Genomic DNA, 17,754 nt, shown 5'->3' on the forward strand with positions numbered 1-17,754 from the left:
ATAATAGAGAAAAGTTAAAAAGGAGACAAAAATATGCCTAAGCAATTACCGCCAAAATTTTCGTTCAAGGAATCTTTGGAATTTGTTGATGAAATTGTAGAAAAAGTTGGGAGATCTGCGACTGAAGTTGGGAAGATTGCGAAAACTTTAGGGTATGTAGCGTCGAATTCGGGGACATTTCCTGCTAAAATTGCAGCAGCAAGGCAGTTCGGGCTGATAGCAAATGAGGGGCGTGGAGTCGTGAATATTACGGACCTCTACAAACGCCTCCATATTGGGGATAGCATAGAGAAAGATAAGAATGAAGCAATCCTCAATCCTAAAGAGTATCCTGCTCTGATGGAAAGGTACGGGAATAAAAATTTACCAGAACTATCAACTATTTCCGCTTTTGTCGAAAACACGTATGATATTAAGCATAGTGATGCCAAAAAGATCGCTAATGCTTTTGTGGAAAGCATGGCAGATTTTACAGATGTTTCGGAACAAGATACGAGTGAAATCAAAGGTAAGAGCGTTGAAAAAGAGTCTGATGATGAATTGCAAAAAACAATTTCTAAAGAGAAACGCGTTCAAACGGTTAAGGACACTGATGAGAAATTTCTTGATATGCTTGGATTTCAGATTAGGATTTCTGTCAGCCCAGAGGCGACAAAAGAGAACTATGAATTAATTGGGCCTGTGATAAAAGCACAAATAATTGATTTGATAAATCAAAATGAAAATAAAAATAATGAACCCACTCAAAAAGATAATACATTGAAGGAGTAATATGTATAAAAAGGAATTTGACAAATAGAATGTTGAGAAGCAACATCTCAATGACAGAAAGAAATTTTTCTATTTCAAGGAACGTCAAATATGGTGGTGCTCTTTTGGCGTGAATGTTGGGTATGAGATTGATGGAAAGCATGGGCAGTTTGAACGCCCTGCCTTAGTTATCAAACGTCTTGGGAAATATAATGCTCTTGTAGTTCCATTGACCCCCACCTTGAAAAATGATGATTACTTTGTTGCTTACGAACTTCAAGGAAAGAAAAAAGCCGCTAACGTGGCTCAGGTAAGAGTTGTAGATGTACGTCGTTTTCAGCGCAAGTTGGGAATGATGCCAGAAACAGCTTTTGATGAGATTAAAAAGCGACTGATAAGCCTGATAGAATAAAAAAATCGGCCGCCACAAGTGTGACGACCTCGGATCCCGAAGGACTTAATATGCATAGTATACTAAATAATTGGAGAATTGTCAAGAAATATCTTTCGGATAAGTGTTTAATGATGAACCACTTTATGCTTATTTCGTTGTTAATGTTTGTGCAACGGTTGGCTTGTTTTTGACAAATTTTTATCAAGCGAAGTTTCCGAAAGAGGAAGTTGTTTATGAAAATGTTTGGAATCTTGGATGATGATTTACCATTTTAGTGAAGAGAATGTGTTCCAATAAGGAGTCAAAATTATGAGTAATTTTTATATTTCGATAAAAGAATATGTTACTGAAAATAAAACAGGTAATGGCAAAAGAACTAAAAAGCAGGTAATTAGTTTAGGGGACTATGTATGTTCAATTCTTCTTTATGTTTGTGCTGGTTGCTTTTGGTTGGAAACGTTTATCCTGTCGTCCAAGACTTCGTTTAATCCTTCGGATTCTTCGGCTGGATTCATGTTTATATTATTGATTCTTCTAGGAATAGGTTGTCTAATATGGGGGAGATATTTGCGAAAAAGCCAAAGACAAAGAGAGGTGGACTTTGCACAAGAAATAGTAGAAGGTAGCGTAACCTTTTCGGGAAAAAGAATTAGGCATGAAACAGTTCAAAAAATTATCTGCGAGTTAGAGAAAGCAATCTCTGTAGCAGATAATACGGCTAAGTGGTTCGTTGGAATTTTGACAACGCTCTTACTATTCACAGCTGGAATAGTTGGAAATATATACTCAAAAATTTTTGATGTACAAGTTTCAATCTCAACTACTCAGGAGAAGGCTGAAATGGCTAAAGATTTTGTGAATAGCAATTCAATAGAATCTCTTTTATGGGCAGCTCTTTGGATTTTTATCCTATTAGCTCTACCTTCTGTAATTGCATATATATCGCTTGGTGTCTATAATTTCTATAAAAAAAGAATACTGTCTGTGCTTTATGAAACAGATTACTATTTCACTCAGGAAGAGGGAGAAGAAGATAGTGTTGGAGAAGGAAAGTAATGGTCTTAGAAAACAAACTAAACATCACCGACTCCGCCGAGCTGGCGCGGCAGGAGGAAATCGTTACGAAGCAGCGGGCGAAGGAGATTCATCATTTCCTTTTTCAAGATGTCTATGATTTTGATGGAAAAATGCGAACGGTTAATATTGCCAAGGGAAACACGCTGTTTGCGCCTTTTGTCTATCTGGAGGTGTCGCTGCAAAACGTTGACAAGTTGTCGCAGTACGAGGATTTGGCTGTATTTGATTTTCAAAAAGGAAATCCATAAGGTGGTGGACTGGTCGAAAGTTGATAAGAACGACTATCTGATGGGCCATGTAGCGCAGTCCGATTCGAGATTAGACACGTCTTGCGCGCTACACTGACTGATGAGACTTACATGAAAGAGATTGATTGATTATCCTTACTATTATTAAGGTTATAATGTGTTTTGTGTGGACGATTTACTAAGATTATCAATAACAAAATCAATAATTTATTAAACATACATCAAATCTATTTCCGAACAATAAGAGTGAAAAGTTTCAGTTGTTTTAGCTGAAACTTTTTTTATGTTTGAAAATCATTTAACATGGAAGTAGAATAAAATAAATCAATAAATTGGAGAATGACAGTGTCTGAGAATGCGTATGCAAAATCTGGGGTAGATGTAGAAGCAGGATATGAGGTGGTGGCTCGTATTAAAAAGCATGTGGCTAAAACCGAACGTTTGGGTGTGCTTGGGGCACTGGGTGGTTTTGGTGGAAGTTTTGATTTATCGGTACTTGATGTGAAAGAGCCTGTATTGATTTCGGGGACAGACGGTGTGGGAACGAAGTTGATGTTAGCCATTCAAGCAAACAAACATGATACGATTGGGATTGATTGTGTGGCCATGTGTGTCAATGATATTATTGCTGCTGGAGCGGAGCCATTGTATTTTTTGGATTATATTGCCACGGGCAAAAACATTCCTGAAAAATTGGAACAAGTTGTGGCTGGTGTGGCCGAAGGTTGCTTGCAAGCAGGAGCAGCGCTGATTGGTGGAGAAACGGCCGAAATGCCTGATATGTATGGTGAAACGGATTACGATTTAGCTGGTTTTGCTGTGGGTGTGGCTGAAAAATCACAATTAATTGATGGTGAAAAAGATGTGGAAGCGGGCGATGTTTTGCTTGGTCTTGCCTCATCTGGGATTCATTCTAACGGATACTCTTTGGTTCGGAAAGTTTTTGCTGATTTTGATATGAATGAGTCATTGCCTGAACTTGACCAATCTTTGATTGATACGCTTTTAACACCGACAAAGATCTATGTCAAAGAGCTTTTGCCCTTGATTAAAGCAGGGAAAATCAAAGGGATTGCACACATTACAGGTGGTGGTTTTCATGAAAACTTGCCACGGATGTTTGGCAAACATTTAGCTGCTGAAGTGAACGAGGGAACGTGGCCCGTACTTCCTATTTTTAAAGCTCTGGAAAAATATGGGGAAATCAAGCATGAAGAAATGTATGAGATTTTCAACATGGGGATTGGGATGATTCTTGCAGTTTCGCCAGATGAAGCGGCTGACATTAAAGCACAACTGGGTGCTTATGAGCTTGGAGAGATGGTGGCACGTAAAGAAAAGGCGGTTCTGATTAAATGAGGATTGCTGTATTTGCCTCAGGCAATGGAACAAACTTTCAAGTTATAGCGGAACAATTTCCGAACAATGTCAAATTGGCTTTTTCTGATCATCATGATGCCTACGTCTTAGAGCGGGCTAAAAAACGCAATGTTTTAGCTGTTAGTCTTGAGCGCCAAGCTTATCCGCACAAACAAGCTTATGAAGAAGCCATCATTAAACTTCTTGAAGCGCAGCACATTGATTTGATTGTACTTGCGGGCTACATGAAAATTATCGGGCCGACTTTACTTGAAGCCTATAAGGGGAGGATTATTAACATTCATCCTTCTTATTTGCCCGATTTTGCGGGCTCTCCTTATGCCATAGAAGATTCACACGCTGCAAAACGCGGACTTGGTGTGACGGTTCATTATGTGGATGAAGGGGTTGATACGGGGCAGATTATCGCTCAAGTCCCAGCTGTTTATACCGCTAGCCTGACAGCTTATGAAAAACATATTCATGAGCTCGAATATCAACTGTATCCACAGGTCATCAAGCAATTACTGGCTGATGAGCACTAAAAAAATTTACTGACAGCTCTGTCAGTAAATTTTTTTTAGTATTTGAGGTAGCCCGTGTGATAGGAGATCACGCCACTACTCTTATAAGCCTTCAGTTTATCCAAAGATTCGTCCGCAAGTTTCATATCCCAAGTCATAGGAGGATTTGATCCTTTCAGACGTTGCCCTTCAATATTGGCGGCGTCACCAGCCACCATGATTTGACTACTGCGTAAGAAATAGCTTGTATGCCCTGGCGTGTGACCAGGGGTAAAAACAGTCTCAATGCCCCCGCACAAGTCAATAACATCGCCGTCTTTAAGGAGAGTATCCACGGGAAGCTGAGCGACAGCAAAGCCTTCTTTGAGCATACGATAGAAGGCCTCCTCCTCCGTGGTCAGATTGGCTTTGCGGGCTTCGAGAGTTGCTAACTTGGTCGGAACTTTTGCCCCGTCAATGTAGGGAGCATCGACCTGAGGAGCATAGACCTTAGCATCTGGTGCTAGTGCAAGAAGTTCGCGAGTTCCACCGATATGGTCAATATCCTGATGGGTCAGGAGGATCTCTGTTAAGTCTTCAACCTTAAATCCGGCATCAGCAATCGCTCTCGCAATGGCTGACCCAGCGCCTGGTAATCCTGTATCAATCAGAACCAGATGCGCTTCATTCCAAGTCAAGGTTGGATAAATGGTCATTGGCTGACCTGAGCGAGTCAGTGTGACCTCAAGCATTTCAACATTGTGCGCTAATTTCATAGGCATACACCCTTTCTTTAAATCTTATTTTTATTATAAACTAAAGTCTCCGTCAGGTGGCAAAATTAGTTTATTGTCTGATATTTCCGAACGATCTTTCTTAAAAAGAAGGAAAAAGAGCAAGTTCTCCTTTTGTTTTTGGGGATTTTGGACTACAATGGAAGCATATTGTGAAAAAAATGGAGAAAAAAATGCATCCACATTTAAAAGAAGTATTATTTACCAGAGAACAAATCGCACAACGAGTCAAAGAATTGGCGCAGGATGTATCGCATGATTATGAAGGAAAAAATCCTCTTGTTGTAGGGATTTTAAAAGGTTCAATCATGTTTACCGTGGACTTGCTCAAAGAGCTGAGCATTGATGCCGAAGTAGATTTTATGGACGTGACGAGCTATGGTTATGGCATCTCCTCTTCAGGCGAAGTGCGGATATTGAAAGATTTATCAAGTGTGGCGCATGGACGTGACATCTTGATTGTAGAAGACATCATTGATACAGGCAACACCCTTCTTTATCTAAAAAAATTATTGCAAGGACGTGGGGCGAATTCCGTGAAAATTATCTCACTTTTAGACAAACCAAGTGGACGTAAGGTAGAGATTGAAGCTGATTACGTTGGTTTTGAGGTGCCAGATGCCTTTATCGTAGGTTACGGGATTGACTATGCAGAACGTTACCGTCAGTTGCCTTACATTGGTATTTTTAACGAAGAATTCTTAATCAAGGAATAAACATTATTTCCGAACAATAAACGATGAAAAAGCTTGGTCTAGCGACTGAGGCTTTTTATTTCCATACGATAAAGTTAAAATAAAAAGAGAAGGGAACAGTACTGATCATTCAGTCAGTAGCTGATCATTCGGCAAAAGGGGCATCATATTTACTGATGGTTCCGTCAGCAAAAATAACTTATCTTGGAGGATATCATGTCAAAACGTGCACTGATCAGTGTTTCAGACAAAAAGGGAATTATCGCATTTGCTCAACAACTCCAGTCTTTAGGCTGGGAAATCATTTCAACGGGAGGGACAAAAGCGACCTTGGACCAAGCAGAAATCCCGAACATTTCGATTGATACGGTCACAGGCTTTCCGGAAATGATGGATGGGCGGGTCAAAACATTGCACCCCCTTATACACGGTGGCTTGCTAGGACGTCGTGACCTTCCTGCACATCGTGCAGCGATGGAAGCACATCATATCCAGCCCATTGATTTAGTGGTAGTGAACCTCTATCCTTTCAAAGCAACCCTTTTAGCGGGGGGCACCCAAGAAGAGATGATCGAAAAGATCGATATCGGTGGCCCCTCCATGTTACGCTCGGCCGCTAAAAATCACGCGGCAGTTACCGTCGTATGCGATCCTGCCGATTATGAAAAAGTTCTGAATGAGCTGACCACACAAGGAGATACTAGCTTACAGCTTCGTCAGCAACTAGCGGCTAAAGTTTTCCGCCATACCGCAAGCTACGATGCCCTTATTGCACAATATTTGACAGAGCAATATCCACTGGATAACGAAAAACCAGAGAAACTGACGCTCACCTATGACCTCAAACAAGGCATGCGTTATGGTGAAAATCCACAACAAGAAGCGGATTTTTACGAAAACGGACTACCGACTGACTACTCTATTGCAAGAAGTCAACAATTACACGGCAAAGCCCTAAGCTACAACAATGTTCGTGATGCTGATGCCGCTTTACAAATTGCGCGTGATTTTGAAGCACCCACTGTAGTGGCGCTTAAACACATGAATCCATGTGGCATAGGGACTGCTGAAAATTTAGAGCAGGCTTGGGATTATGCTTTTGAAGCTGACCCCGTGTCGATCTTTGGCGGGATTGTGGTCTTGAACCGTCCAGTTGATCATCAAACTGCTCAAAAAATGAGTAAGATTTTCCTAGAAATTATCATTGCCCCAAGTTATAGCTCTGACGCATTGGAAATTCTGACGAAAAAGAAAAATCTGCGCCTTTTAACGGTTGATTTTTCAAAAAAAGAGCAGTCAAAAGCTGAAGCTTTAGTCACGGGAGTTCTAGGAGGGCTTTTGAGTCAAAATCAAGACGTTATTGAAGAAGAAGCTAGCCAATGGACATTTCCGACCCAGCTTAAACCTACCGACCAACAGTTACTTGCCCTCCAATTTGCTTGGAAAGCTGTAAAATTTGTCAAATCAAATGGGATTATTGTGACCAACGCTCATCAAACGTTAGGTGTAGGACCTGGACAAACAAATCGTGTCGGTGCAGTGAAGATTGCGCTTGAGGCAGCCGCTCAAAAGGCACCAGCTTTACAGGAAAATAGTGTCCTTGCATCTGATGCTTTCTTCCCCTTTGCCGATAACATCGATGAGATTGCTAAAGCAGGGATTAAAGCCATTGTACAGCCTGGAGGCTCTGTACGTGATCAAGAAGTGATTGAAGCATGCGATAAATATGGTATTGCTATGGTCTTTACTGGCGTTCGTCACTTCAGACACTGATCAAAAAAGGGATGATGCAACAGCGTCTAAAAAGTCGGAGGTTGAAACCGCTTTTTAAGCGCTTTTTTGCTATAATGTAAAAAATACGTTGAGAAAAGGAAAAACAAATGACCGTACTACTTTTTGATATTGATAATACCCTGCTTGATTTTGATAAGGCAGAATTCGACGCCTTGGGGAAAATCTTTGCTCGTTATAATATTACAGATAATGCTGAAAATCGGGCACTCTATTCACGAGAAAATAAAGCACTATGGCGCCGCCACGAAGCCGGTGAAATAAGCCGTGAAGAACTGCTCCAAACACGTTTTGACCGAGCGTTTAAGGCACTAAAAGTGACAGAGTCCTACAACCCAACAGCTGTTGATGATGAATATCAAACCTACCTCTCAGAAGGGCATGAATTGATGACACATGCCCACGAATTGATGGATGAGCTCTCAAAGCAAGCTACAGAGATGTATGTCGTGAGTAATGGAACATCACGTGTTTCACGTCCGCGTATCTTTGAATCAGGGATTGCCGAGTATTTCCGTGAGATTTTTATCAGTGAAGAGGTGGGGCATCATAAGCCTTCACTTGCCTTCTTTGATCACGTCTTTAGCCAAGTGGAAGCGGCAGACCAAAAACAATTTGCTATTATTGGCGACTCCCTTACCACTGATATTTTAGGGGGAAAAAATGCGGGGATCAAGACCATTTGGTATAACCCTAAACACCTCGAGGTCACTGGTCAAGCCGTACCAGACTTACAAATTGCGGATCTTTTAGAAATCCCTAGATTGATGCAAAAAGGCTTATAAAAAAACTGTCAATAACTGACAGTTTTTTCTTTATGAGCTAGCATTTGTGTTTTGTGCGCCACCTGCTGGCATGATCGAGATTGTTTCTGCTTCACTAGAAGAAGAACTTGAGGTACTAATGGCTACATTTGAGCCTGTTGTGATATCACTTATCGATTTGCTAGAGCTTGACGCGCTGCTTGATGAACTACTTGCTTGATCCCCGGGACCACCCATTTGTCCTTCCTCAACTTTTGTACTACTTGAGATAGAATAAGTTTTTGAGGAACCATCGTTTGTTGAAATAGTGATTGATGAATCACTTACTGCCGTAACAGTCCCCATGGTACCATTTTGCATGCCTCCAGGACTCATGCCACCTTTTTGTGGATTGGCCGCAACATTGTTTTTACCATGATTTTGCCCGACAAAGAAACCGCCAGCAAATCCACCCGCTCCAAAAATAAGTGCAGTCACAACAATGACAATGATAAGGGCGTTGGTTCGTTTTTTACGCTGGTTTCGTCCATTATAGTTGTTATCCATTTCATCTCCTTTCAAGACCCTTTCATTTTATTAAAGTTTTCTTTTAAAGAGCTTAAGCTGGACTTGACTAAAACTTAAGCAATGAAAAAATGTAAAAACCGAACATTCGACGAGCTTAGAGAGTGAAGCTTGTGTTATTGCTTTTTCTTTTTATTAAATTATTTTAAGATAGAAAGTGAAGAGAAAAGAAAAGACAAACTGTATCGGAGAGAAAATGAAAGTTTTAGTGATTGGCTCTGGAGGCCGAGAACATGCGATTGCAAAGAAGTTTCTGGATAGTCCACATGTGAGGGAAGTGTTTGTAGCACCAGGCAATCCTGGGATGCTCTTAGATGGTATAAAGACGGTAGCTATTTCCGAACTATCAAACAATGAACTAGTTGATTTTGCTCTAAAACAAAACATTGAACTGACCTTTGTTGGTCCTGAAACAGCACTGGTCAATGGCGTAGTGGACGCATTTGAAAATGCAAAACTTCGTATCTTTGGACCGAAAAGGGCTGCTGCTGAGCTTGAAGGCTCAAAGGCTTTTGCAAAAGCAATCATGACCAAATATAAAGTACCTACTGCGAGCTATCAGAGTTTTACTGATCTAAATACTGCTAAAGCATATTTAAAAAGACAAGGCGTTCCGATTGTCATCAAGGCTGATGGATTAGCTGCAGGCAAAGGAGTGACAGTTGCCTTTGATGAAGTAACGGCGCTAAAAGCATTAGAGGATATCTTTAGCTTACCAAATAGTCGTGTAGTGATTGAAGAGTTTTTAGAAGGGGAAGAATTCTCCTTGTTCAGTTTTGTGCATGAGGGGCAGATTTACCCTATGCCACTTGCCCAAGACCATAAGCGAGCATTTGACAATGACCAAGGTCCTAATACAGGGGGAATGGGTGCTTACTGCCCTGTAGCCCACCTTTCAGATGCCGTTGTCCAAGAGGCCTTAGAGAAAGTTGTTAAGCCAACGGTAGCAGGCTTAATAAATGAAGGGAAGTCCTTTACAGGCATTCTTTATGCAGGTCTTATTTTAACCAAGGATGGTGTGAAAACGATAGAGTTTAATGCTCGTTTTGGCGATCCAGAGACACAAGTAGTACTGCCACGACTGAAAAGTGATTTTGCCATGGTACTTATTGATATTTTAGAAGGAAGACAACCTGATTTAGTCTGGCAAGAGACAGGAGTAACAGTAGGAGTAGTTGTTGCAGCACAGGGCTATCCTTCCCACAGTCAACAGGGAATTGTTCTTCCCCATTTTCCAAAGGAATGGGAAGTGTATTATGCAGGGGTGACGGATGAAGAAGGGAAATTGGTCTCTTCCGGAGGACGTGTTTATCTCCTTTCTGAAACGGGACAAGAAATGGCTCAAGTCCAAAAGGCACTCTATGAAAAGTTAGCAGAAGTAAAGACAGATGGCTTATTTTATCGCCATGATATTGGTTCAAGAGCTGTCCAACCCTAAGTAAAGGAGAAAAGAAATGGCAGATGTTGCATTAATTATGGGATCAAGTTCTGATTGGCAAACGATGAAAGCTGCCGCTCAGATCTTAGATGAGTTTGAGGTAAGTTATGATAAGCGTGTGGTGTCAGCTCATCGCACACCTGAGCTGATGGCAGATTTTGCCACCTCTGCGCGGGATAAAGGTTATAAAATAATCATCGCTGGTGCGGGAGGAGCCGCCCACCTTCCCGGTATGGTTGCAGCTCAGACTACCTTGCCTGTAATTGGTGTTCCTGTAAAATCTCGTGCTTTATCTGGCCTCGACTCTCTCTACTCTATCGTCCAAATGCCTGGCGGAATCCCAGTAGCAACAATGGCAATAGGGGAAGCGGGTGCTAAAAATGCGGGCCTCTTTGCTGTGCAGACTTTGGCTCTGGCAAATGAGCATTTGCATGATTTAATCATTCACTATCGACAAGAAGCTGAAAAAATGGTGAAAGCCTCTGAAGTAGAACTTGTTTAGAAGAAATAAGGAAGGGATAGTGCGAGAGATGAAAAATAAATTTAAAACCATCGGAATCATCGGAGGGGGGCAGTTGGGACAAATGATGGCTATTTCGGCCCAATATATGGGACACAAAGTGATTACATTGGATCCCAATCCTCAATGTTCCGCCTCTAAAGTTTCTGACGAAATGATAGTGGCGCCTTATGAGGATGTAGAAAGTTTACTACGGCTCGCTTATGCGTGTGATGTAGTAACTTATGAATTTGAAAATGTCTCAGCACCAGCGTTAAAAGAAATTGGAAGTTGCGTAAAAATTCCTCAAGGAATACCTCTATTAGAAATCACTCAAAATCGTAAGTTGGAAAAAACATTTTTAACAGAGGAGGCTAAAGTTAAAGTGGCGCCGTGGCAGTTGATTCAAGATTTCTCAGACCTTCCACAGCAAGTCCTAAAAAAACAAGTTCTCAAGACGACAACAGGGGGTTATGACGGCCATGGTCAGGTCGTTTTAAAGCAGGATGAAGATTTAACCGCAGCAAAAACTCTGACCGAGCTGTCAGAGTGTGTTTTGGAAGATTTTATCGAGTTTGAACGTGAAATTTCGGTCATTATCAGTGGAAATGGGAAGGAATTTGTTATTTTCCCACTTGCTGAAAATGAGCATCATGAAAATATCTTACATCGGACCATCGCACCTGCCCGTGTTTCACAAGCTGTCTTACAAGCTGCGCAGGATAGGGCACTTTCAATTGCCCGAAAGTTAAAATTGGCGGGCACGCTCTGTGTAGAGTTATTTTTGACTAAAGAAGGAGAGCTTTATGTCAACGAATTGGCGCCGCGTCCTCATAATAGTGGACATTACACCATAGAAGCTTGCGATTTTAGTCAATTTGATTTGCATATTAAAGGAATTTTAGGTGAACCACTGCCTCAACCTCAACTCCTTAGTCCAGCAGTGATGCTTAATGTTCTAGGTCAACACTGTGAGGGTGCAGAAAAACTTAAAATGACACATCCTGATTGGCATCAACATGATTACGGCAAACCAGAAGCAAAACATAATCGCAAAATGGGCCATTTGACTATCCTCACAGAAAATTTTGATACAACGCTTGAGCAGATTAAACAGACTGCAATATGGCATCAATAAAAAGCACTTGATAAGTTTCAAGTGCTTTTTTTGTTTGTCAACTTTTGTAGTAAAATGACAACGTTTCCACCGAGAAATGAGACGATTTGTCAAGATAGAAAAACTAGAAAACGGTATCATTATCTTGTGAAGCTAAGAGGTGCTTAAAACCCGATGGGTACCACCTCAAAATGCTTTTCAAAATAATAGCGAAGGATATCAAAACCTTTTCTTCATTACTTATTAATCAGTTTTTTTCTTCATTAATTTAAAAGCAGGAAGTAACACTTAACTATTTTTGTCTTGAGTGACATTAGTCTCTCCTAAGTCTCTGACTGACCCTCTCCGAATTAATTTAGGAGGGTAAATGATGTCTTTTTCAAAAGTACCTTTTTTAATGGTATTAACAATCCAATTTGCAGCATCTACACCCATTTCCTCTTTAGGATGAACAGTAGTCGTTAGACTAACTTCTCCCATTTCACTGAGTACTGAGTCGTCATTTCCTACGATTGAATAGTCATCAGGTATCTTATAGCCTAGGTTTGACAAGTTCCCTATTAAGGTTTTAGCTATTTTGTCGTTATAGCACAAAATACCTGTAATTTCAGTAAATTTTTGAAGATGTGTTACAACTTGATCATAAATGTCAATTTCAGTTTCGGTGGTATAAGTCAAAATAGAATTTGATGAGATGGTGATGTTATGATCTTCGCAAGCTTTGATGAAACCCTTCATGCGGTATTTACCTTGTAAATCATCGATTTTAGTAATTAAAAGAAGATTCTTGTGATGATGCTCGATAAGTTCTTTTGTACCAAGATACCCAGTCTCCACATCATCCACATGGATTGTAGGCGTATTGAGTTCTTCATAGGTAGCATTGATCATTACAATCGGAATATGATGCTCGCGAAGCGTTACATAAGTCGTTAAGTTAGGATTATATTGGTTGCTTTTGGTTGGTTCCACGATGAGCCCATCTACCCCGAAATCAATCATCCGTTCGAGACATTCTTTTTCTTGTGTATAGTCGTTGTTTGTGCTTGAAAGGAGTAAGGAATAGCCATCAGCTTTCAATTCCTTTTCTATGCCACGGATGATTGTTGGGAAAATGTAGTCGGAGATATATGTAGTGATAACACCGATAGTCTTCTTGGGTTTGTTCTCGTTTGTGGTCAATGGAAACTCGTTGACGTAAGTCCCGGATCCTTTTTCTTTTCGAAGGTAACCTTCTGTGACCAGCACTGAAATAGCCTGCCTTACAGTGTAGCGACTTGCGTGATATGTTTCTTGAAGTTGTAACTCAGTAGGAATTACTCCTCCAACAATATACTGATTTGAAATTATTTTATCGCGTAAATCATCAGCAATAATTTGATACTTAGGCTTCGTAAGTCTTCCCTCCTCATGGTTTTATCTATATTATTTTATTATACAATATTTTGGCTATAAAACCTTGCATTATCAATGTTTATAAGATTTCTCAGTAAAGAAAAAAGGAGCAGAATAATCCTCCTTTTAATTATATTGTAGTATTTCCTGGGAGAGTTGCTGATCAATTTGCGCCTTGTGGATTCTTCTTATGTGTCGTGGGATAAACTTTCTAATATCATCTTCGTTATAACCGATAAGTAAGCGATCCTCGTCAACAAGTAATGGACGTTTTAAAAGTAAACGATTTTGGTTCAGTACATCAAATAGTTCATTGAGTGTCATCTGTTCAAGATCAACCGATAACGATTTATAAGCTTTCCCCCCTTTTGAGATAATTTCATGTGTGCCGTTTTGAGTAAGCGAGAGTATATGAAGCAGCTCCTCTTTAGTTAGACGTGTTGTTTTAAGATTAATCTCTTCAAAAGGGAGATTATTTTTAAGGAGCCAAGCTTTAGCTTTTCTACAAGAACCTGAAGAAGTTGTAAAATAGAATTTAATCATAAAAACCTCACTAATCTAATTTTTTTATTACTTTATTATAATTTCATTCTAACATATATAGTGCTTTACTTAAAGGATTAAAACTTACAAACTGTTTAGTTTCCTAAACAGAAAGTTTAGAATAAAAAGTAAAAAAATACTTTGGGCCTATGATGATTGTAGATTAAAAGTTTATTGATCTTTCTTCTTTTGATGACGCTTATATGTACTAATAGATAGACTTATCGTATTTATTAATAAGCAAAGTCCACCACCAAAGATTCCAGCTAGCCCAATAAAAATAATACAATAATTGTGAGACCATTCGGTAAAGGCAATTATAAAGCTGCCTATAAGAACTATGGTAGCCCAAGTGATTAAACTTTTCATATATCTCTCCTCTTTTTATGAAATAGTATATCATTTTTAAGAAACGCTTTCGTTTAGGATGATGAACGATAGCTAAAATATAGAAAAAAGTAATATATAAATTAGGAGCCAGACCGTCATAAATTTTCTAATTATAAAGCAAATTCTTTATGATTAAATGACGTTATTGTATAATTAAGAAATCAATAGACTACTTAATGTAATAAAATGTAGTGAATAAGATTAAAAAATTTATTGGAGTGTATTTCTAATAACATGTACTATTAGGGATAGGGAATTTTTTCAGCTTAATTTGGGGGAGAATTGATTAAATGCTTTATGCAAAGTATGGTTCGGTGTTCAGAGAATTAAGAACACAGAAAAAGTTTAGTTTATCAATGTTAGAGCTTTTAAGTGGGGTATCTAAAGCAACGATTTCTCAGTTTGAGAATGGGAAGTCACTGGTTTCCTTTGATAAACTTGAATCACTATTAGAGTGTATGAATTTAACAATATTGGATTATTCCTTACTTATCAACAATGGAATTCCTGAATACTTTATTATTCAATTTCAGGAAATAACGGCCGCCTTTTTCAGGCAAGATAAAGCTAGATTAGAAGAAATATATTATAAAAATTTGGAGTTCGAGGAGGAAACAACCTATCTCATAGCGCTCAGTGCGAAAGCTACTTTTACCTCTTTAACTTGTGAAGAGATAAAGGAGGTGGAGGAGCTCCTTTCTACTAGCCCTTTATGGGGGCTGTATGAGTTCTATGTTTTAATCCATACTATAGATCAGATATCGGTTGATTTAGTTTGGAAACTTATACAAAATTTTTTTAAAGAAAGTTATATGGACGGCTATCTCAAGCACCTTCGTGAGTATAGAGCATTATTAATTAATGTGCTGATAAAAGCCATCCCCATTTTCATTGAACGAGGCGATATGAAAAAATCAAAATACACTCTGGATAAAATTTCTTCGTTATTTCAAGAAAGTGATTTAACTTCTAAAGTTTTTTGGCATCTTCTTAATGGCTGTTATACTTACAGATTTGAAAATAAAGAATGTGGGCAACGAGCTATAGATGAATGCTTGTCGTGGATGAAGGAGATAGGGGCCACTAAACTGAGTAAAGTTGCTTCGGCAAGAATAGAAGCTTTGAAGGAAAAAATAAATTGATTGGCACCATATGATGACATTTAATTAGAATATAAAAAAACCAGTAACCACAGCACATAATGGTTATTGGTTTTTTTGTTTAGAAATGTAAGAGCTTCTTAAAATTATACTCTCGCATAACTTGAACATTAAATATAGTAACATATTTTTTTGAAAAATGGGCGGTCATTTTTTATAGGTCACTTTATTAAAAGTGTATTTTGGGGTTGTTTTAACTAATACAAAAGGGTTAGAAAAATCCTTAGTAAGAGGTTTAGGATTCTAAATTGACAAAAAAAAATCTTAGTGTATACTAAAGATTACAGAAAATTTTATTCTCAAACTCATCGGTCATAACTTAAAAGAAAAAAGATAAAGAAAAAATTTGGTACATCCGGATGGAAAAGAACAAAAGAACAAATGAAGCTGCTGAAAAAAAAGAGTACGGTTACTCCGACTTATTTTTTGAAAAGGGAAATTATCTATTAAAAATAGTACAAACACTCTTGTCGATCCTCGGATGGATTTGTTTAATCGTGCCTACTTTTATAACGATTTCATCTTTTCTGTACTATCTTACGTCCGGGAAATATGGTTGGAGATTTTGGAATTATGCAGAGGGTATATTAGAAATCAAATTCTTGCTTATTATTATCACTTTTTGTGTTGTTATCACTTTTACTTATGCCGTGAGTATGACAATTATTCAGAATAACCGCAGAGAATCTGTAATTGAAAAATGGCCTACCTTTGACTCTGTTTCTAGTATTCAGCGAAGAAGAAAAGTGGATGAGTTTATGACTGAACGATTCGGCACAGAAGATTTTAGGCATAATGTGAAATATTTTGAAGTAGCTCCTGAAAAAAATCTGGAAACAGATGAACTCTCAAACCTATTGAACAAAGAAAAAGGATTTAAAGATGTTATTTGATGTATTTATACAAACTTTTGCAGGTAAGAACGCATTTCAAACGTTTCTTTCAATATGCTTATTGATCTTATGTTTGTATCCTGTAATAGGTGCTTTGTTTTGGTTTTTTGGTTCATTAAGTTATCAATTTTTGAAAAAAGGGAAAAAAGAAGTAAACTTTGTGGAGTTGCCCATCGACAAGCAACCAATGATTACAATCATGATTCCGGCGCATAACGAAGAAATTATGATTGAAGAGACGATTGATTACCTAGCGACAGAGTTAAATTATAGCAATTATGAACTCCTCGTAATCAACGATGGGAGCACTGATAACACCCTCACAATACTTCAAGACTTGCAAAATAAATATAAGAAGCTCAGGGTTATAAATGTTTTAAAGAACCAAGGAAAAGCTCATGGTTTTAATATTGGAACACATTTTGCTAAGGGGGAGTATATTCTGAGTAACGACGCAGATACTATCCCTGAAAGAGATGCTTTAATGAAATATATGAATTATTTTATTAATGAGGTAGATGTTAATACAGCAGCTGTCACGGCAAATATGGACGTCCAAAATAGAACCTCTCTCTTAGGAAAATCTCAAACAGTAGAATTCTCAAGTATCGTTGGAGTGATTAAGAGAAGCCAAACCGCAGTTAATGATTCTATGTATTCATATAGCGGCGCCAACACAATGTATAAAAAGCAATTTTTGATTGATGTGGGAGGATTCAGACAAGACAGAAGTACTGAAGATATTAGCATCGCTTGGGATCACTTAATGTTTGGCGTAACGCCACGTTTTGCTCCTAATATCCTTTTTCATATGAACGTTCCTGAGACCTTAAGTCAGCTTTATAAGCAAAGAAAGCGCTGGGCTCAAGGGGGAACTGAAGTTTGGCTTACCAATTTTTCGAAATTTATACTTCATCCTCTTAAATATAAATATGTCTATTCAATGTTTTTGGATACAACCTTTTCCATTATTTGGTCGTTTTTCTTTTTTATCACTAGTTTCATTTTTTTAGCTATGATGACGTTTTTTGTGCTGACAGGTGATGTTGAACGATTGTGGCATGGTGTCGCGATGGCTTTCATATTTGTTACTTTCGAGTTAATATCGGGGATTTTTCAGTTACTGGCTGCTTTAATACTTGATAGTGAAGGAGAAAAATTGAGATATTTAATATTCGCTCCTCTTTATATGTTGCTGTTCTGGATGGTAAACCCACTCACAATAGTTACTACCTTTATTCCAGCTCTAAAAGCATATTTAGGAAAAGATAACCATTCCGGAGCATGGGTAAGCCCTACACGAAAAAGCTTAAAAAAAGGATAATTTATGCTAATCGAAATAATGTCATTTATTACTATAATCTTCATCGCTTTATGTTT

The 17,754-nt window shown here is 38.6% G+C and carries 20 protein-coding genes and 1 pseudogene; 16 read left to right on the forward strand and 5 right to left on the reverse strand.

Features of this window, described 5'->3' with window-relative positions; all coding sequences use genetic code 11:
* The first annotated feature begins 33 nt into the window (after positions 1-33).
* The 7 genes and pseudogenes from JKP71_RS04755 to purN all read left to right on the forward strand — a co-directional run bounded on the left by JKP71_RS04755 (position 34) and on the right by purN (position 4,373).
* Entirely contained in the window at positions 34-771 is a 738-nt protein-coding gene (locus tag JKP71_RS04755; RefSeq protein ID WP_200407213.1) for a hypothetical protein, read from the forward strand.
* Positions 772-859: 88 nt separating this feature from the next.
* Positions 860-1,162: a type II toxin-antitoxin system PemK/MazF family toxin gene (locus JKP71_RS04760; protein ID WP_267905516.1), complete on the forward strand. Its 303-nt coding sequence runs from the start codon at positions 860-862 to the stop codon at positions 1,160-1,162.
* Between the two features lie 112 nt (positions 1,163-1,274).
* Positions 1,275-1,419 (forward strand): annotated as a pseudogene (locus JKP71_RS04765) (abortive infection family protein); the annotation flags it as partial.
* Between the two features lie 34 nt (positions 1,420-1,453).
* Positions 1,454-2,200 carry a hypothetical protein gene (locus JKP71_RS04770; protein ID WP_200407215.1) on the forward strand — a complete coding sequence of 249 codons (747 nt, stop codon included), beginning with the start codon at positions 1,454-1,456 and terminating at the stop codon, positions 2,198-2,200.
* Positions 2,200-2,469 carry a hypothetical protein gene (locus JKP71_RS09650; RefSeq protein ID WP_373298612.1) on the forward strand — a complete coding sequence of 90 codons (270 nt, stop codon included), beginning with the start codon at positions 2,200-2,202 and terminating at the stop codon, positions 2,467-2,469. Before JKP71_RS04770 ends, JKP71_RS09650 begins: the two co-directional genes overlap by 1 nt.
* Before the next feature lie 339 nt (positions 2,470-2,808).
* A complete protein-coding gene (gene purM / locus JKP71_RS04780; RefSeq protein WP_200407216.1) occupies positions 2,809-3,828 on the forward strand; it encodes a phosphoribosylformylglycinamidine cyclo-ligase in 1,020 nt (339 codons plus the stop codon).
* On the forward strand, positions 3,825-4,373 hold the full coding sequence (purN, locus tag JKP71_RS04785) for a phosphoribosylglycinamide formyltransferase (RefSeq protein WP_200407217.1): 549 nt from the start codon (positions 3,825-3,827) through the stop codon (positions 4,371-4,373). The genes purM and purN overlap by 4 nt, the downstream gene beginning before the upstream one ends.
* A gap of 35 nt (positions 4,374-4,408) precedes the next feature.
* On the opposite strand, the gene JKP71_RS04790 is transcribed toward purN, so the two are convergent.
* Positions 4,409-5,113, reverse strand: a complete 705-nt coding sequence (locus JKP71_RS04790) for an MBL fold metallo-hydrolase (protein WP_200407218.1) — start codon at positions 5,111-5,113, stop codon at positions 4,409-4,411.
* 185 nt (positions 5,114-5,298) lie between these two features.
* Here JKP71_RS04790 and hpt point away from each other — a divergent pair, with 185 nt between their 5' ends.
* The 3 genes from hpt to JKP71_RS04805 all read left to right on the forward strand — a co-directional run bounded on the left by hpt (position 5,299) and on the right by JKP71_RS04805 (position 8,396).
* Complete coding sequence (hpt, locus tag JKP71_RS04795; protein WP_075525494.1) at positions 5,299-5,841, forward strand: hypoxanthine phosphoribosyltransferase; 543 nt, start codon at positions 5,299-5,301, stop codon at positions 5,839-5,841.
* A 195-nt stretch (positions 5,842-6,036) separates the two neighbouring features.
* The gene (gene purH / locus JKP71_RS04800; RefSeq protein WP_200407219.1) at positions 6,037-7,593 is read left to right on the forward strand and encodes a bifunctional phosphoribosylaminoimidazolecarboxamide formyltransferase/IMP cyclohydrolase; all 1,557 of its coding nucleotides are present in this window, start codon (positions 6,037-6,039) and stop codon (positions 7,591-7,593) included.
* A gap of 107 nt (positions 7,594-7,700) precedes the next feature.
* A complete protein-coding gene (locus JKP71_RS04805; protein ID WP_075525496.1) occupies positions 7,701-8,396 on the forward strand; it encodes a YjjG family noncanonical pyrimidine nucleotidase in 696 nt (231 codons plus the stop codon).
* Between the two features lie 30 nt (positions 8,397-8,426).
* Here JKP71_RS04805 and JKP71_RS04810 read toward each other — a convergent pair whose 3' ends face one another.
* A complete protein-coding gene (locus JKP71_RS04810; protein WP_075525497.1) occupies positions 8,427-8,921 on the reverse strand; it encodes a hypothetical protein in 495 nt (164 codons plus the stop codon).
* Positions 8,922-9,135: 214 nt separating this feature from the next.
* Here JKP71_RS04810 and purD point away from each other — a divergent pair, with 214 nt between their 5' ends.
* From purD to purK, 3 genes are read left to right on the forward strand one after another with little or no spacing between them, the layout of a single operon-like run.
* On the forward strand, positions 9,136-10,377 hold the full coding sequence (gene purD, locus JKP71_RS04815; RefSeq protein WP_200407220.1) for a phosphoribosylamine--glycine ligase: 1,242 nt from the start codon (positions 9,136-9,138) through the stop codon (positions 10,375-10,377).
* 16 nt (positions 10,378-10,393) lie between these two features.
* On the forward strand, positions 10,394-10,879 hold the full coding sequence (gene purE, locus JKP71_RS04820; RefSeq protein ID WP_200407221.1) for a 5-(carboxyamino)imidazole ribonucleotide mutase: 486 nt from the start codon (positions 10,394-10,396) through the stop codon (positions 10,877-10,879).
* A 28-nt stretch (positions 10,880-10,907) separates the two neighbouring features.
* Positions 10,908-12,014: a 5-(carboxyamino)imidazole ribonucleotide synthase gene (gene purK / locus JKP71_RS04825; protein ID WP_200407222.1), complete on the forward strand. Its 1,107-nt coding sequence runs from the start codon at positions 10,908-10,910 to the stop codon at positions 12,012-12,014.
* Positions 12,015-12,281: 267 nt separating this feature from the next.
* Here the strand turns inward: purK and JKP71_RS04830 are convergent, their stop codons facing one another.
* From JKP71_RS04830 to JKP71_RS04840, 3 genes are all read right to left on the reverse strand, one after another.
* Positions 12,282-13,370, reverse strand: coding sequence for a GntR family transcriptional regulator (locus JKP71_RS04830; RefSeq protein WP_200407336.1), 1,089 nt, complete (start codon positions 13,368-13,370; stop codon positions 12,282-12,284).
* Between the two features lie 144 nt (positions 13,371-13,514).
* The gene (locus JKP71_RS04835) at positions 13,515-13,931 is read right to left on the reverse strand and encodes a Spx/MgsR family RNA polymerase-binding regulatory protein (RefSeq protein WP_200407223.1); all 417 of its coding nucleotides are present in this window, start codon (positions 13,929-13,931) and stop codon (positions 13,515-13,517) included.
* Positions 13,932-14,102: 171 nt separating this feature from the next.
* Positions 14,103-14,300, reverse strand: coding sequence for a hypothetical protein (locus JKP71_RS04840; protein ID WP_075525502.1), 198 nt, complete (start codon positions 14,298-14,300; stop codon positions 14,103-14,105).
* Positions 14,301-14,611: 311 nt separating this feature from the next.
* On the opposite strand from JKP71_RS04840, the gene JKP71_RS04845 reads away from it, so the two are divergent.
* The 3 genes from JKP71_RS04845 to JKP71_RS04855 all read left to right on the forward strand — a co-directional run bounded on the left by JKP71_RS04845 (position 14,612) and on the right by JKP71_RS04855 (position 17,698).
* Positions 14,612-15,463, forward strand: a complete 852-nt coding sequence (locus JKP71_RS04845; protein ID WP_075525503.1) for an Rgg/GadR/MutR family transcriptional regulator — start codon at positions 14,612-14,614, stop codon at positions 15,461-15,463.
* 377 nt (positions 15,464-15,840) lie between these two features.
* Entirely contained in the window at positions 15,841-16,374 is a 534-nt protein-coding gene (locus JKP71_RS04850; protein ID WP_200407224.1) for a hypothetical protein, read from the forward strand.
* Complete coding sequence (locus JKP71_RS04855; protein ID WP_075525505.1) at positions 16,364-17,698, forward strand: glycosyltransferase family 2 protein; 1,335 nt, start codon at positions 16,364-16,366, stop codon at positions 17,696-17,698. Before JKP71_RS04850 ends, JKP71_RS04855 begins: the two co-directional genes overlap by 11 nt.
* Positions 17,699-17,754 lie beyond the last annotated feature (56 nt).

The sequence above is a fragment of the Lactococcus taiwanensis genome, from assembly GCF_014905395.1.
GTDB classification, from domain to species: domain Bacteria; phylum Bacillota; class Bacilli; order Lactobacillales; family Streptococcaceae; genus Lactococcus; species Lactococcus taiwanensis.